The organism is Lysinibacter sp. HNR (assembly GCF_029760935.1).
Taxonomy (GTDB): Bacteria; Actinomycetota; Actinomycetes; order Actinomycetales; family Microbacteriaceae; genus HNR.
Map to the genome: position 1 here is coordinate 1,256,353 of NZ_CP121684.1, position 16,638 is coordinate 1,272,990.

Here is a 16,638-nt window from a genome sequence, read left to right on the forward strand (position 1 = left end):
CCCCGCCTGCTCTCGCTCAAAGCGGCTAGCCGATGCGCGCGATCCAGGCCTCAACATCATCGACCGTGCGGGGAATTCCTGCGGAGAGGTTCTCTGCCCCCTCTGCGGTTACCAGGATGTCGTCTTCAATGCGAACCCCGATTCCCCGGAACTCTTCTGGGACGGTGAGGTCATCGGGCTGGAAATATAGGCCTGGCTCGATAGTGAACACCATTCCTTCTTCGAGGACACCGTCCATGTAGAGATCGCGCCGTGCCTGAGCACAATCATGAACATCGATACCCAGGTGATGGCTTGTGCCGTGAACCATGTAGCGGCGATGGTATTGAGAACCCTCTCTTAGCGTCTCCTCAAGGCTGACCGGGAGGAATCCCCACTCTGATGTGTGGCGTGCGATGACCTCCATCGCCCGAGCATGGATTTCGCGGAAGCGAATGCCCGGTCGCACAATTTTAAAAGCCTCATCCGCTGCCTCAAGAACGGCCTCATAGACGGCTTTTTGGGTGGGTGTAAATTTTCCGTTAACGGGCAGGGTTCTGGTGATATCTGCGGTGTAGAGGCTATCGAGTTCGACCCCGGCGTCAATCAGGATAAGATCACCGTCGGTGACTGTCCCATCGTTGCGGGTCCAGTGCAGGATGCACGCGTGTGAACCGCTGGCAGCGATAGTGTCGTATCCGACTGTATTGCCGTCGAGGCGTGCACGGGTGTTAAACGCGCTTTCTATCAGGCGTTCTCCGCGATCTACACCAATGATGTTTTTAAACTGGGCGATAATGTCGTTAAAACCGCGGCCGGTTGCGTCGACCGCATCTCGCATCTGTTGAATTTCGTAGCTGTCTTTTACTAAACGGAGTTCAGAGAGGTCCCGGCTGAGGGTTTCATCGGACAGCGTTACATCATCTGCGTCCGCACTGAACTCGGAGAGTGCTCGGGTTGTGATGCCGAGATCCGCAGCAACCTGTTTGAGGGAGGGCCGTGGCCCGATCCAAAATTCGCCAATCTCGGGGTTTGCGTAAAACTCCTCGGATTCGCGTCCCGCACGTTCCCGAAAGTAAAGAGTTGCCGTGTGAGCGTCACCCTCGGGGTCAAGAACAAGGATGGAACCGGGTTCGCTGTCTGCAGCCCAGCCCGTCAGATGGCTAAACGCCGAGTGCGCACGGAACCCATAGAAAGTGTCGTTCGAGCGCTGTTTCATCTCACCCGCACGTACGACAATACGTTTGCCCGGATACCGCCTTGATAGCGCTGTTCGACGGGCCGCCGCAAAGGGCGCCTGTGCTCGCTCGGAGGGGAGCTGGTCAGGGTGCTCCGCCCAGCCACTCATGATGTAGCGAGTGAACTCATCCGAGGTCGGTGTGGTGGAGCGGTTGCTGTTGTTAATGGCGACCGCATCCTCGTCTGTGGCTCCCGACGGGTGTAAGCTGCCGGTCGTCTGGGGGGATGCTGTTTTGGTCGCGTCGTTGGTCGCGGGAGTGGAGGAAGTCATAGTTTCCATTCTGCCATTTTTGGTGGGCGTGTGCTGCGGGATACAGATGCGATGTAGTCACTGCCTGGTGGAATAAAGTAAAGAATGAGTACCGTACTGTGTCGCACGGGTTATGGGGGGTATTAACGACGCGAGAGTTGTGCTACTACCGGCCGGTGGCGGCTCCCCGCGCGATCGTGCGTCTGGTCGATCTTGAATCCGTCAGCTTTCCACTCGGTTGTGTAGACAACCCGATCGATTGGGGTACCCAGTAGCGTCGGAAATGCTGTGGGCCAGGTGCCGAAGAAGGCCTGCCCTGTGGAGAGCGCAGCGTCAGTGCAGGTGTTTTTTATGCCGAAGTGGTCAACCGTTGCGTTAAAGTCACCCGCGAGAATTGTGTTTGGTCTCTGGCACACCGTGTCGATCCACGACAGGTCCGCACGCCATGTTTCCATTTTTTCGACCAGGGGTGAGTGCGTGTGTACCGCCACGAGTGTGGGCAGTGCGGGGTCGCCGAGCGGAGTGGCCACAAGAGAGGGCAGCGTGGAAGTATTGCCGAGGGTGTTGGTCATTTGGTAGCGGCCCAACTCCTCTGAAATGAGGAGGCTTGTTGAGCGTGCCGCTGCCGCCCCCGTGCTGATGTGGTGCACTGCCATGTGCGGCCCACCGAGCTGAACCACCGTGTTGGCTATCTGTTGGGCTGTATCCGCGGTTGTTTCAGGAAGTGAGAGCACCTGAAGTGAATTATCAACGGAGAAGCGGGCAACCACCTCTGAACTCACCGCATCGCCACCGATGTTCCAGGTGCCCAGGGTGAGCGAGGAGGGTGTTTTTGTCCCAAAACTATTGCCCCCGAAGCTCCGGGTAACCAGGATTGCGGTATTTGCAATCGCAAAGAGAATAAGTATGACAATGAGTCCCGCCAGAAACCCTCGAAGTGGTCGAATAATCACGGAGAGAATGGTGGCCAACACTATGACTGCAATAGCTGCGGCAATGGCCGCCCCGCGGAGGGCTATCACCTGCGCAAATCCTATGGTCTGCTCAAGGCCTGCTAGCTGTGGCCAGGTAAGGAGCACTCCCAGAACAAGGAAAGCTAGCAATAGAATTGCGGAAATGAATCGACCCATAATATTTTTATTCTAATGGTCTAGGCTGATAAATAACTCAACGCTAGTATCACGGCAAGTGTGAGTTTCTTGTGTAATGCAGTTTTTCAGTCGCAGCACGTGCAGAGTGGGTGGGTGTCTACCCGTGTGTGGCTAATCGCGTGAGTGTCGTAAGAGATTGAGGCCTGCTGATTGAGAAGCTCGGATCTCCCTTGTGCAACCCACGATTCAACACTCTTGACCAGCAGGGAAGCGGCCAATGAGGTTAGTGCGGCGGTGTGGGTTGGTGCTTTTCTCTCGAGCAATTGGGTTGCTATTGTTGGCCATTCGGGCTCGTTATCGCGCCTGTTCAGGTCAACGCAGAACAGGCAAGCGGTCTTGCCCGGGACAACGAGGGGGCCCACCCGAACGCTGCTATCCGAGAAGACCACCGGAACATGCGGAGTGTCGTGGTGAACCCACTGCTGATAAAGACGGGGCCGCACCGCAAAGTGCGCGCAGATGAGCATGAGCGGGAGCGACACAGCGGTGGTACTGCTTTGGAGTGGTGTTTCTAATGTGCGAGTGAAAGGGTGCTCGCGTGGAGTGGAGTGTGCGGAAGAAGCAAGGGAGACCTGTGCCCCCGCAGCGGTAAAAACAGCACGCATAATCTGATTATCAACGGATTCGGGATGAATGATGACGTTTACATTGCGAAAATTCTCTCGGTAGGAGGAGCCTCCGTGTGAGGATGTTTTCGTGTCACCACTGTGTCCAGCCGGCGGGATAAGTACGCTGGAGAGCTCCTTGAGGATCTGGTCGACCCGTGCTTGTGACAGACCCTGTGTGCGTGCCAGACGATGGAGATCTGATATGCGAGTGCCGTGTGCGAGCAGGCGAACAAGCTGCTCCTCTGCGCCATCGATATCGGTGATGACGGCGCGAGGGGAATCTATGCCGCATTGAAACGTAGAGGGCGACCTCCACACGAGCGGCCACCGAGAATCAATCTGTAGATACATGACGATATAGTGCCATGAACAGACGGAGGCTCTATTTTGTTTTCCACAGGGAATCGTGACTGATTCTGGGGCGACTGGTTTTCGCTATTTTTCTTCCTCGGGGCCGTCATCGCGAGAGATAATCCCACCGTGGTCGTCCTCTACGGGACGAGTGGTGTCTGTATCACTGAGAAGGTCGGCAAGCGCCTGTTCAAACTCATCTTTATCTGCGCTGTCGGCGTTTCCATCGATGAGTCCCAGACGCATAAGGAGTAGATCGGGGTTGTCAATCTCCTCAGAGGTGGGAAGAATATCGGGGTGGTCCCAGAGGTCATCGCGGACGGATGCCCCACCTAACTCGGTCACCCGCGCCCACATGGCGGCTGCTTCGCGAAGGCGTCGCGGGCGTAGCTCAAGGCCCACAAGCGTTGAGAAGGCGGATTCTGCCGGACCTCCGGTAGCGCGTCGGCGTCGAACGGTCTCGGCTATGGCAGCTGCGCGAGGAAGTCGGGAGGTGGCCGCGGCCGTGACAACGTCTACCCATCCCTCGATGAGGGCGAGCATGCTCTCTAGGCGAACGTGGGCGGCAAGTTGAGCTTCGGTTTTTTCCGGGATGAAAGCACCAGTTGTGAGTGCCTGACGGAGTTCCTCGGAGTTGCTCGGGTCGAAGTCAGAGGCAAATTCCTCAAGGCTATTCATATCTATGTGAATGCCGCGAGCGTAGTCGGTGATGGCACTGATGAGGTGCAGTCGGAGCCACTTTGCGTGCCTGAAGAGGCGCGCGTGTGCTAGCTCACGAACCGCCAGGTAGAGGCGTACCTGATCGATAGAGACATCAAGGCCATCGGCAAAATCGGCAATGTTTTGGGGGAGTAGTGTGGCGATATCGTGCTCAATGAGCGGCACCCCAATGTCGCCGCCAGACACCACTTCCTGTGAGAGTTGACCCACCACCTGACCCAGCTGGGTAGCAAAGAGGGCCCCGCCTATGTTTCGGATGAGTTTGCTGGCTCCACCGAGTGCCGCCTGTATTTCTTCGGGGGCGTTTTCCTGCATGGCGTCTGTGAGGGCGTTGGCGATGCTGAGGGCGACGGGCTCTGCGAGTGCGCTCCAGGTTGGCATGGTGCGGGTAATCCACTCGGTACGGGTGAGTAGGCGCGGGGCTTCCGCCAATTCGGTGATGTCTGTTGCTTCGCTGAGCCACAGGGCCGCGACCTGAAGCTCCTGGTCGAGAGAGGTCCTTTCCTCGGCAGTAATTTCGCGTGTTGTGGGGAGCGCAATGGACTTCGCATTGTTGAGCGAGAGAGACCAATCGATGCTGTCGTCTGCAGCGTTCATGGCGTTTTGCAGGTTAGAGAAGAGAGCGGCAAGAGCCGCCGGGTCATTGGGGATACCCGCAGCGCTGGCAAACTGTGCCGGGTCGATAGCCATCCCCTCGGGAAATCCTTCGACGGGTTTCCCCGAGAGAAGGTCGCGTAGGAGTTTCTGAAATTCGTCTTCTGGCGATAGGTTGTCGTCATCGGTTGGATTATTATCAGCCATGGTGTCCTCGCTCGTGTGGTGCGTGTAAGCTGTTGCCCTGTCCGCATGCTGAGTACGTCAAGGGTTTAGCGTTAGTATCTACGCTAGTCCGAGCAAGCTCTATTGGCGCTGAAAAAGCTTCTCTTGGAGCCAGATAGTGTTGTGCTAGCGGCGAACACGTTTTTGACCTCACGGAAGGATACCGGTGTCTCACGAAAGCTATTTTCCCCCAGAGACAGGCGCTACACCGAAGGGCGGGGGCTCAAAACCAACGGCGACGGTTCGTAAAAGACGCCGCATCTCACTGTTTTTGACGATCTGTGCGGGAGCAGCGATCGCCGTGCTTGCCCTGCTGCCTTCTCCATACGTTATTGAGCAGCCGGGGCCCGTTCACAACACCCTGGGGGTTACGGAGGTTGACGGTAAGAGCGTGCCGGTCATCTCCGTCACAGGGGCAGAAACCTATAAGGTAACGGGTCAGCTTAATCTTCTGACCGTTTCACTCGTGGGAAATCCCGAGGCGACTCCCAACTGGGTCTCCGTTGCACTGACCTGGTTTGACCCCGCCAAGCGGGTGATGCCACTTGAGGCTTTTTTCCCCGACACGGTGACTACCGAGCAGCGCTCCGAAGAAAATCGTGTGTTGATGGCCAACTCGCAGCAGACAGCAATTGCGGCTGCGCTGAACGAGCAGCAGATTCCCTTTATCACCAGGCTGACAGTGGGCTCGGTCTCGTCCGAGGGGCCCTCTGAGGGTGTTCTTGAGGTCGGGGACACAATTACTGCGGTAAACGGTGAGAGCGTTTCCACCATCACACGGTTACGTGAGCTCCTCGCGCAAAACGGAACCGAAGTCCCGGCCACTATCAGCATTGTTCGTGACGGAGTTCCGCAAGACGCGCTTGTAACCCCTACCACGTTGGAAACAGACACTGGAGAGAAGACTGTTGTTGCGGGTATAGGAGTGGTCGATGAATACGATTTTCCGGTTGACATTGAGATGCACCTTGAAAATGTGGGTGGGCCAAGCGCCGGCATGATGTTTGCGCTGGGCATTATTGCCAAAATGACCCCACAAAACCTCCCGGCGGGGAAAAACATTTCGGGAACCGGAACTATAACGAGCGACGGAACGGTGGGAAGCATTGGCGGGGCCAGGCAAAAGCTTTTTGCGGCGAACGAGGCCGGATCCACGATTTTTCTCCTTCCCCGGCAGAATTGCGCCGATTTGGGCGATGGCTTACCGGAGGGTACTGAAATCTTTGCTGTGGAGACGCTCTCCGACTCGATGAACGTTTTAAATACTCTGAACAGGGGTGAAGACACGGGGTCTCTGCCTCGGTGTCCAGCTAACGTCGAGTAGAAACGGATAGACTTGAGTTCCACCCAACAACTAGTGTAAAGGCCTTAGCTTGACTATTCCCGCAGATAGCCGACCAGAGACCCCTCGGAAGCGACGCTCTCCCCTGATAATTACCGCCATAATTGTGGGCGTTCTTCTGGTGGGATTTTTAGCCCTATCTGGCATTTTTGCCGATATTCTATGGTTTCAACAACTTGGGTTCTTTCACGTCATGGCCACCCAGTGGATAGCCTCGATTGCACTGTTTATTATCGGTTTTTTTGCCATGGCAATCCCGGTGTATATTGCAATTGAATTGAGCTATCGTAAGCGTCCCGTTTACGCCAAACTGAACGCTCAGCTAGACCGTTATCAAGAGGTTATCGAGCCGCTTCGTAAGCTTGCTTCTTTTGGTATTCCCATTGTCTTCGGAATTTTTGCGGGACTTTCAGCAGCCACCCGCTGGGAGAGCGCACTGGTGTGGATCAACCGCACTCCCGCGGGTGTCACCGATCCCCAATTTGGCCTTGACGTGTCCTTCTACATGTTTGAGCTACCTTTTTACCGCGGGGTTGTGGGGTTCGTTTCTGCGGTGCTTCTGATTAGCCTGATCGTCTCGATTGCGACCTCGTATCTCTACGGTGGTATCTCCATTACCGGCAAAGACTTCCGCGTTTCCAAGAGTGCTCGTATTCAGATTGCTGTTCTTGCGGCGCTCTATCTGATCGTTCAGGGAGTCAGCTTCTGGCTCGATCAGTATGTCACCATGACTACGGAAAGCAACCTGTTTACGGGTGCGGGGTATACCGAGGTGCACGCCACCATCCCTAGCCGGGCGATTATGGCGGGTATCGCGGTGTTGGTTGCCGTGCTCTTTATTATTACGGCGATTAACGGGCGTTGGCGTCTTCCCATTGTGGGTACGGCGCTGCTGGTCGTGAGTAGCCTCGTGATCGGTAACCTGTACCCCTGGGTTGTTCAGAGGTTCCAGGTGCAACCGAGTGAAAAAGCTCTTGAGACCGAGTATCTACAGCGCAATATCGATGGCACCCGGGATGCCTACGGGCTCTCCGATGTGGTTGTGGAGCCCTATGATGCCGTGACAACTGCTGAGCCGGGCGCTCTGCGCAACGACGCGGTTACCACTGCTAACATTCGAATTCTTGACCCGAGTATCGTGTCTCCCACTGTGGCGCAGCTAGAGCAGATCCGACCCTACTACAAGTTCAGCCCAACCCTGAGCGTTGACCGCTACATGATTGACGGTGCCGTGCAGGATGCTGTTGTGGGTGTTCGCGAGGTAAACGTCGAAAACCAGGAGGGTTGGGTTAACCAGACCCTGGTCTACACCCACGGATATGGCCTGGTTGCCGCCTACGGAAATCAGCGTTCAGCGGATGGGCTCCCCGTTTTTATGGAGTCGGGCATTCCCACCAGCGGTGTTCTTGGTGACTTTGAGCCGAGGGTGTATTTTGGCGAGTTTTCCCCGGAGTATTCCATTGTTGGTGGCACCGACCGTGATATTGAGTTGGATTTTCCCTCGGGTACCGACGGTGAGAACCAAACACGCACCACCTTCGCGGGTGACGGTGGACCGAAGCTCGACAACCTTTTTAAGCGCCTTGTCTACGCGTTAAAGTTCCAATCAGAAAAGATTCTTCTTTCTAGTGATGTGACGAGCGGATCGCAGATTCTTTACGATCGTGCCCCCCTCACGAGGGTGCAGAAGGCTGCACCGTTTCTTACCCTTGATACCGCGCCCTACGCCTCTGTTGTTGATGGTCAATTAGTGTGGATAGTTGATGGATACACAACCTCCGAGAGCTACCCCTACTCTAAGGTTCAGAGGCTGAGCGACCTCATTACCGACAGTGATACCGCGCAGCGGAGCCTGGCGTTTGACGACATCAACTACATCCGTAACTCGGTGAAGGCAACGGTAAATGCATATGACGGTAAGGTCACACTCTACGCCTGGGATGAGTCCGACCCTATCCTGGCAACGTGGATGAAGGTTTTCCCCGATACGTTTAAGCCGGTCTCAGAAATGAGCGGAGATCTGCTGAGTCACGTCAGGTACCCGTCCGATCTCTTTAAAGTTCAGCGGGCTATTTTGGGTGAATATCACGTGACGGATGCGGGTGCTTTTTACTCGCAGGAGGACGCCTGGCGCACGCCTAACGACCCGGTATCACGAGGTACCGAAGATGTGTTGCAGCCGCCCTATTACCTGACACTCTCGCCGGGACAAGATGCCGCGCCCACGTACTCGATTTACTCCACCTATATTCCTAAAGCAACGGGTGAGCGCACACGGAACGTGCTCACCGGTTATTTGACGGCTGATGCAAACGCTGGAAGTACCGCGGGAAAGATAGCAGACGGGTACGGAACCCTCAAGCTGCTCACCCTGCCCAAGGGAGATACGATTCCCGGACCGGGACAGGTTCAGAATAACTTCACCACCGATAACCAGGTATCGAGTGTTCTTAACATTCTCACCAACGGTGGCCAGACAGACGTGATCAGTGGAAACCTGCTCACACTGCCTGTGGGTGGCGGGTTGCTCTATGTACAACCCGTCTACGTCAAGTCAAAGGCTGAGACGAGCTACCCCGTGCTGCAGAAGATTCTGGTGGCCTTCGGTGACAAGATCGCCTTTGAAGACACGCTTGATCTTGCTCTTGACCAGCTCTTTGGTGGAGACTCAGGCGCTGTAGCTGGTGATATTGGGGTCCCCGGGGCCACAACGCCGCCCGCAGACGGTGCTACGGGTACCGACGGTGGCTCCCAGCCCCCGGCGACCTCAGCCGATAGCGATCTACAAGCGGTTCTGCAGGATATGAAGCAGGCCCTTGAGGCTCGTGATGCCGCTCGGGTTGAGGGCAATTGGACAGCCTACGGCGAAGCGGATGCTCGTCTTCAGGCAGCTTTGAACCGCGCTCTCGAGCTCGGTCAATAGCTCAACCATCACACAATACGGAAGGACGGCCCACGAGCGTGGGTCGTCCTTCCGTATTGTGTACTGTTTCTTCGTGAGGAACTAGCTGATAACATCGTTTGTGCGAGAGGGAGTATCCCAGATCGCCGTATCCGTCAATACGTTCCACACTAAGTATGTGGTTCCGGGTTCGGCGCAGCGTCTACCGTGCGCTGGGGAGAGACATTCGTGATCTTCACGTACCCAAGCTCATTTAACCTCTGAAAAGGAACCCTGTGTCAACTACTCTCCCTCTGTGGTTTGAGATTACCTCGATGGTGGTTCTCACCGTCATTCTTCTGCTCGACCTTGCGATAGTAACCAAGCGCCCCCATATTCCCTCAATGAAAGAGTCCAGCCTATGGGTGGGGTTTTATGTTTTCTTGGCGCTTCTTTTTGCCGGGGCAATGTTTTGGATTGGAGACGCTCAGCACGGGGCAGAGTTCCTCGCGGGATGGCTCACAGAATACAGTCTCAGCATCGATAATCTATTTGTCTTTGTGCTCATTATGACAAGGTTTGCGGTACCCAAGAAACACCAGCAGCAGGTGCTCATGGTGGGAATCATCCTTGCTCTGATACTGCGTGGAATTTTTATTCTTGTTGGCGTGCAGATCATCGAAAATTTCAGTGCTATTTTTTATGTTTTTGGTGTCTTTCTGGTCTATACCGCGTGGAAACAAATTCTTCCCGAGAAAAAGGGAGAGAGTCACAAAGAGGGTTTTGCCACCCGCGTGCTTCGCCGTCGCGTTAATATCACTGATGATTATGACGGCACTAAGTTCCGTACGACCATCGACGGAACTCGGTATTGGACCCCGATGCTTTTGGTGTTTATCGCCATCGGAACAACTGATCTCCTCTTTGCTATTGACTCTATTCCCGCGATCTTTGGAATTACGCAGAGTGGGTTTATCGTGTTTACCGCTAACATTTTTGCGCTCATGGGACTGCGGCAACTCTACTTCTTGCTCGGTGGACTCCTGGATAAGCTGGAATACCTTAAATACGGTATAGCGGTGATTCTGGCCTTTATCGGTGTCAAGCTTGTATTTCACGCTATGCATGTTAATGAGCTGCCCTTTATTAACGGCGGGCAAGCGGTGGAGTGGGCGCCAGAGATAAACACCTGGGTGTCGCTTGGTGTGATTGTGGTTGCAATGACCCTGGCGACCATTGCCAGCCTGATAAAAGCGCGCCGTAGGGGAGGGTCGGGTAGCAACTCTTCTGATTCTGGAATGCGGCTGGGGCATCCCTAGGCGGGCCTTTTGGCGATCTCGGAATCTTGTTGTGACGAATTAGTTGATCGATCCGGGCATTTATTGCCGTGAGAGCTGTAGGAAATCCGTCAGACGCGGATTGATATACGTGTCCCGAATTTTAGTTTTTCCGTTGACGAAACAGCGCGACAGGACTGCTCTGTGCGATTGGTTTGATGCTCCTTCGATATGATTAATGAAATATGATTATGTTTTGAAAATAACCAAAATATTACGCTTTTAAATTATAAAGTTCATAAAACTAACGCAAATCGCAATGATTCTTTTTATTAAATGTTGGAAACAGTTTTATTTCGGCTAGGTAACAAAGTGAAGTGGGGTGAGGTGCAGGGCGCCCGGTTGCCGCTAGTTTAGGTGGAATGAAAGATTCACGCGATGTTGCGCAACTTGGTGCTTTTGAGACGACCAGTAACCCTATCGTGGCTGCGATTGGTAAACCTCTGGTCGTCGTAGAGGGCGTCGAGAAATTCTACGGAGAGTTTCAAGCCTTAAAAGATATTAACCTCACGGTCAATAAGGGTGAGGTTGTAGTGGTTATTGGCCCTTCGGGATCCGGAAAGTCTACCCTGTGCCGTACCATCAACCGGTTGGAGACGGTGAGCGCGGGAGAGATCCTTATCGACGGCAAGAAATTGCCCGAGGAGGGAAAAGGCCTTGCTCACCTGCGTGCCGATGTGGGTATGGTGTTTCAGTCTTTCAATCTTTTTGCGCACAAGACCATCCTGGAGAACGTAACTCTGGGACCAATCAAGGTTCGCAAACAGAAGAAAGAAGACGCAGAGAAAGCCGCCCACATCCTGCTCGAGCGTGTGGGGGTTGTTGCCCAGGCAAATAAGCTTCCGGCTCAGCTATCCGGTGGCCAACAGCAGCGTGTGGCAATTGCACGTGCGCTGGCAATGAAACCCAAGGTCATGCTTTTTGACGAGCCGACCTCGGCCCTTGATCCCGAGATGATCAATGAGGTGCTCGATGTCATGGTGGAGTTGGCCGCGGAGGGCATGACAATGATCGTTGTCACACACGAGATGGGGTTTGCCCGTCGCGCAGCGGATCGCGTGGTCTTTATGGCCGATGGAGAAATCATTGAGGAGGCCGGTCCCGAGGAGTTTTTTACGAACCCCACGAGCGACCGCGCGAAGGATTTCCTCTCGAAGCTGCTCACCAACTAGGTGAGGCTATATCCACAATCGCTGTCTCACGGGCAGCACGATGAAAGGAAGATGTATGTTCAAAAAAGCATTGATGGTGGGAACGGGGCTGGCAGCCGCACTGACGTTGGCCGCCTGTAGCAACGGAACCCCCAGCTCCTCGAGTACTTCTGAGGCAGATTTTGCGGTAGTGTCCGACGTTGCGCTTGAGGGTAGCCCCACTTTTGAGGCCATGACAAAACGTGACGGTGTGATTATTGGTGTCAAAGAAGACCAACCCAACCTGGGATATCTCGACGCGGCGACAGGCGAACGTAGCGGGTTTGACGTGGAGATTGCTACATGGCTTGCCGCCTCGCTCGGCTTTAGCGCCGATCAGATAGAGTTTAAGGCTATCCCGAGCGTGAGCAGGGAGTCTGCCATCGTGAACGGTGATATAGATTATTATGTCGGAACGTACTCGATCACGGATGCCCGTAAACAGCAGGTTGATTTTGCTGGCCCCTACTTTGTCACGGGACAGGGGCTTCTTGTTGCTGCAGATAACACAACGATCAAGAGCGAGAGTGACCTGGCGGGTCAGCGTGTATGCTCGGCCACCGGCTCCACGCCGATTCAGAATATCAAGACTAATTTCCCCGACACCAAGACGGTCGAGTTTGACACCTATTCGCAGTGTGTCGAGGCTCTGAACGACGGACAGGTAGACGCGATCACAACCGACGAGGCCATCCTGATCGGTTACGCGGCGCAGGATCCTGAAAACCTTAAAGTTGTCGGCTCTCCCTTTACCGTGGAGGAATACGGTATCGGCCTGAAGAAGGGCGATGATGTACTGCGTGCGTATATCAATGAGACTTTGACCGAAGGGGGCGACACCTGGACGGCAATCTATAACAACACTCTGGGTGAGTCCGGAACCAAGGTTGAACAGCCTCAAGTAAACGCTTATTAGGTGGTGGGGCTGTGACACCTCAGGGTGTCACAGCCCCTCTTTCAACGTTTTTACATCCGTGACGGAAGGCGCCCCGGTGGATACGCTCTTTAATAACCTCGATGTGTTCACCGAGGGCTTCAAGAACACGCTGATTCTCTTTTTCTGCTCTGCAGTGATTGCCCTTGTCCTGGGCAGTATTGTGGGTGCTTTTCGAGTGTCCCCCGTGAGCTCAATGCGTGCGGTAGGAACGTTTTATGTGAACACGATTCGTAACACGCCCCTCACGCTTCTCATGTTTTTCTTTGCTTTTGGTTATCCAAAACTTCAGTTGCCCGAGATTAGCTATATGAATCTTGCGATTATTGCTCTGAGTATTTATACGGCTACCTATGTGGCGGAGACGCTGCGCTCGGGCATTAACACGGTTCCTGTGGGACAGGCAGAGGCAGCCAGAGCAATCGGTCTACCCTTCGGGAAAACCATGACTCTGGTCATTGTGCCGCAGGCTTTTCGTGCGGTTATTCCCCCTATGATGAGTGTTTTTATTGCGCTTTTGAAGAACACCACGGTGGCGGCCGGTTTTTCCGTAATGGAGGCCGGAGCCATCAAGAACTATCTATCGGAACGAGGCGAACCCGCCATTGTGGGTCTGTTATGGGTTGCCCTGATCTTTATCTTGCTTGTGAGCTTACTATCGCTGTGGCAGCGAAAACTGGAAAGTAAATGGAAGGTGGCGCGATGAGCAGCGTACTCTTTGACGCTCCGGGTCCCCGTGCCCTGCGGGTAAATCGGCTTCTGAACTGGTTGGTCCTAGCGCTGGTGGCGGTAGCGCTGGGCTTTGTTCTGTGGCAGTTTTATGAAACCGGGCAGTTTGATGCAAAAAAGTGGAGTATTTTTACCTATCCGCTCGTGCAGCAGGGACTGCTTGATGCCACCATTGCTACGCTACAGTCATTTGTTGTGGGTGCCGCCCTAAGCCTTATCCTGGGCTTTTTGCTGGCAATTGGACGTCTCTCTCGTCACGTGTGGGTTCGGGTGCCCTGCACCTGGGTGGTTGAGCTTTTTCGCGCCACCCCCCTGTTGATTCTGATGATGATCCTGTACTACGGCCTGCCGCCTCTGGGGTTCACATTCATCACTCCCTTTATCGCGGTCGTGATCGGTCTTACCCTCTATAACGGTGCGGTTCTTGCCGAGGTTTTCCGTGCCGGGGTGGAGTCGCTTCCCCGGGGGCAGAGTGAAGCCGGATACGCGATTGGAATGCGCAAGTCGCAGGTGATGTCAATTATCCTGATGCCCCAGGCGGTTCGGGCCATGTTGCCCGTGATCATTGCGCAATTGGTGGTTATCCTCAAGGATTCCGCTCTGGGCTTTTTAGTGACCTATCAGGAGCTTCTTTACGAGGCCAAGCGGTTGGGAACCCAGGTACAATTTGGATCTCCGATTATTCCTGCGGCGATTGTGGTGGGCGTGATCTACGTGGGCCTGTGTCTTATTCTGTCGGGTGTTGCAAAATGGGTGGAGAGGAGTTCACGGCGCAGTTCAAGGATCGGGCCCGGTCGCCCGGTCGCCGCGGCTGAACTCTAGCTGTAGGTTAACCTACCGAGGACAAACGAGTGATATCCTGTGGTAATGCAGTTCTCACGGCTTCTTCTCCTTAGTGGCCGCGACGGGTCCTAAATATTTTACGGACCGTACCCGTCGCGGAGTCTTGTCGTGGCCCGACTAGATTTCACGCCACTACTGTTGAGGAGCGGTGTGAACTACCCCGAGAAGAATACACAATGACTGAAAACAAAACCCATAAACCGCGTACTCTGGCTGAAAAGCTGTGGGACGACCACGTTGTTGTCCGTGGAGAAAATGGTACACCCGATCTCATTTATATCGACCTTCACCTGATCCACGAGGTGACAAGTCCGCAGGCTTTTGACGGATTGCGGGTTGCTGGTCGGCCGCTTCGTCGCGTAGATCTTACGATTGCCACGGAGGATCATAACACCCCCACCCTCAACATCACCAAGCAGATTGAGGATCCAACCAGTCGTATTCAGATCGAAACGCTCCGCAAAAATTGCGCTGAGTTTGGGGTGCGCCTCCACTCGCTTGGTGATGCCGAACAGGGTATTGTCCACGTAGTGGGCCCCCAATTGGGTCTCACCATGCCCGGCATGACCGTTGTGTGTGGTGACTCCCATACCTCAACTCACGGTGCCTTTGGTGCGATGGCCTTTGGTATTGGAACCAGCGAGGTGGAACACGTGATGGCCACCCAAACGTTGCCCCTCAAACCTTTTAAGACTATGGCTGTTAATGTTGAGGGGGAATTGCGCCCCGGCGTGACGGCCAAGGACATCATCCTTGCGGTTATTGCACAGATTGGCACCGGCGGGGGACAGGGTTACGTGTTGGAATATCGCGGTTCCGCGATTCGTTCCCTCTCTATGGAGGGACGCATGACCATTTGTAACATGTCAATTGAGGCGGGTGCTCGCGCCGGCATGGTTGCTCCCGATCAGACCACGTTTGATTATGTTCAGGGTCGCACTCACGCCCCTCAGGGTCGTGAGTGGGAAGAAGCACTGGCCTATTGGAAAACCCTCCCCACCGATGAGGGCGCAGAGTTTGACGCCGAAATATTTCTTGATGCGAGCGCGCTGGAGCCTTTTGTAACCTGGGGGACCAACCCCGGTCAGGGTGTGCCGCTGAGCGATTCGGTGCCCGATCCGGCTGAACTCAGCGATCCCAATGAGCGTAGTAATGCTGAGCGGGCGCTGGAGTACATGGATTTAACCGCGGGAACCCCGATGAAAGATATTCGGGTGGACACCGTCTTTCTCGGATCGTGCACCAATAGTCGAGTTGAGGATTTGAGTGCCGCCGCCGATATTATCCGTGGTAAAAAGAAGGCCGATAACGTGCGAATGATGGTCGTTCCAGGTTCGGCCAGGGTGCGCCTAGAGGCGGAGGCTATGGGGCTAGATCGGGTCTTTACCGATTTTGGTGCAGAGTGGCGATTTGCAGGATGCTCAATGTGCTTGGGGATGAACCCCGACCAGCTCGAGCCGGGGGAACGTTGCGCCTCCACCAGTAACAGGAACTTTGAGGGTCGCCAGGGAAAGGGCGGGAGAACTCACCTGGTATCGCCCCTGGTCGCAGCGGCGACCGCTATCCGCGGTACCCTATCGAGTCCTTGGGATCTTATTCGAGACGCAGAAATGGGCGTCACGCACGACGCTCCGGCGGCCTCCGAGGGAAAGGTCAGCGCATAATGGAAAAGTTCACCACCTTCACGGGTATTGCGGCTCCGCTCAAGCGCTCCAACGTTGACACCGATCAGATTATCCCGGCCGCCTACCTCAAACGGGTAACAAAGACGGGTTTTGACGATGCCCTATTCGCACGGTGGCGGCAGGAACCCGATTTTGTTTTAAACCAGGAGGCCTTTAAGAACGCTTCTGTTCTTGTTACGGGACCCGATTTCGGTACGGGGTCCTCTCGAGAACATGCCGTATGGGCTCTACGTGACTACGGGTTTCGGGCCGTCTTGAGCTCACGTTTTGGTGATATTTTCCGCGGTAACTCGGGGAAACAGGGTCTGCTTGCTGCCCAGGTAGAAGAAGAAAATATTGAGAAGCTGTGGGCGGCTATTGAGGCCCACCCCGGTGAGCAGATAACCATTAACCTGCTGGATCGGGTGGCTACAATGACTCAGCTGGTGGTGCCGTTTAGTATTGATGACTACACTAGATGGCGTTTATTAGAAGGACTTGACGATATAGCCCTTACCCTCCGTAATGAGCAAAAAATTACACAATTTGAAGCGCGCCGTCAGACCTGGCGGCCCCGAACACTCCCGGTGAAGTAAATTTT

At 54.6% G+C, this 16,638-nt stretch carries 13 protein-coding genes; 9 read left to right on the plus strand and 4 right to left on the minus strand.

What is annotated here, in order from left to right; genetic code table 11:
• Window positions 1-25: 25 nt before the first annotated feature.
• From FrondiHNR_RS05560 to FrondiHNR_RS05575, 4 genes are all read right to left on the minus strand, one after another.
• Complete coding sequence (locus tag FrondiHNR_RS05560; RefSeq protein ID WP_279354250.1) at window positions 26-1,498, minus strand: aminopeptidase P family protein; 1,473 nt, start codon at window positions 1,496-1,498, stop codon at window positions 26-28.
• Window positions 1,499-1,611: 113 nt separating this feature from the next.
• Window positions 1,612-2,598: an endonuclease/exonuclease/phosphatase family protein gene (locus tag FrondiHNR_RS05565; RefSeq protein ID WP_279354251.1), complete on the minus strand. Its 987-nt coding sequence runs from the start codon at window positions 2,596-2,598 to the stop codon at window positions 1,612-1,614.
• Window positions 2,599-2,684: 86 nt separating this feature from the next.
• Window positions 2,685-3,578: a TOMM precursor leader peptide-binding protein gene (locus FrondiHNR_RS05570; protein WP_279354252.1), complete on the minus strand. Its 894-nt coding sequence runs from the start codon at window positions 3,576-3,578 to the stop codon at window positions 2,685-2,687.
• Between the two features lie 84 nt (window positions 3,579-3,662).
• The gene (locus FrondiHNR_RS05575; protein WP_279354253.1) at window positions 3,663-5,099 is read right to left on the minus strand and encodes a zinc-dependent metalloprotease; all 1,437 of its coding nucleotides are present in this window, start codon (window positions 5,097-5,099) and stop codon (window positions 3,663-3,665) included.
• Window positions 5,100-5,283: 184 nt separating this feature from the next.
• On the opposite strand from FrondiHNR_RS05575, the gene FrondiHNR_RS05580 reads away from it, so the two are divergent.
• The 9 genes from FrondiHNR_RS05580 to leuD all read left to right on the plus strand — a co-directional run bounded on the left by FrondiHNR_RS05580 (window position 5,284) and on the right by leuD (window position 16,633).
• Window positions 5,284-6,441: a S16 family serine protease gene (locus FrondiHNR_RS05580; protein WP_279354254.1), complete on the plus strand. Its 1,158-nt coding sequence runs from the start codon at window positions 5,284-5,286 to the stop codon at window positions 6,439-6,441.
• 49 nt (window positions 6,442-6,490) lie between these two features.
• Complete coding sequence (locus FrondiHNR_RS05585) at window positions 6,491-9,382, plus strand: UPF0182 family protein (RefSeq protein WP_279354255.1); 2,892 nt, start codon at window positions 6,491-6,493, stop codon at window positions 9,380-9,382.
• A 254-nt stretch (window positions 9,383-9,636) separates the two neighbouring features.
• On the plus strand, window positions 9,637-10,659 hold the full coding sequence (locus FrondiHNR_RS05590; protein ID WP_279354256.1) for a TerC family protein: 1,023 nt from the start codon (window positions 9,637-9,639) through the stop codon (window positions 10,657-10,659).
• A gap of 461 nt (window positions 10,660-11,120) precedes the next feature.
• Window positions 11,121-11,849, plus strand: a complete 729-nt coding sequence (locus FrondiHNR_RS05595) for an amino acid ABC transporter ATP-binding protein (protein WP_279354479.1) — start codon at window positions 11,121-11,123, stop codon at window positions 11,847-11,849.
• A gap of 55 nt (window positions 11,850-11,904) precedes the next feature.
• Window positions 11,905-12,783: a glutamate ABC transporter substrate-binding protein gene (locus FrondiHNR_RS05600; RefSeq protein ID WP_279354257.1), complete on the plus strand. Its 879-nt coding sequence runs from the start codon at window positions 11,905-11,907 to the stop codon at window positions 12,781-12,783.
• A gap of 76 nt (window positions 12,784-12,859) precedes the next feature.
• Window positions 12,860-13,507 carry an amino acid ABC transporter permease gene (locus FrondiHNR_RS05605; RefSeq protein ID WP_279354258.1) on the plus strand — a complete coding sequence of 216 codons (648 nt, stop codon included), beginning with the start codon at window positions 12,860-12,862 and terminating at the stop codon, window positions 13,505-13,507.
• Window positions 13,504-14,352: an amino acid ABC transporter permease gene (locus FrondiHNR_RS05610; protein WP_279354259.1), complete on the plus strand. Its 849-nt coding sequence runs from the start codon at window positions 13,504-13,506 to the stop codon at window positions 14,350-14,352. Before FrondiHNR_RS05605 ends, FrondiHNR_RS05610 begins: the two co-directional genes overlap by 4 nt.
• 197 nt (window positions 14,353-14,549) lie before the next feature.
• The gene (leuC, locus tag FrondiHNR_RS05615; RefSeq protein ID WP_279354260.1) at window positions 14,550-16,037 is read left to right on the plus strand and encodes a 3-isopropylmalate dehydratase large subunit; all 1,488 of its coding nucleotides are present in this window, start codon (window positions 14,550-14,552) and stop codon (window positions 16,035-16,037) included.
• Entirely contained in the window at window positions 16,037-16,633 is a 597-nt protein-coding gene (gene leuD, locus FrondiHNR_RS05620; protein ID WP_279354261.1) for a 3-isopropylmalate dehydratase small subunit, read from the plus strand. Before leuC ends, leuD begins: the two co-directional genes overlap by 1 nt.
• Window positions 16,634-16,638 lie beyond the last annotated feature (5 nt).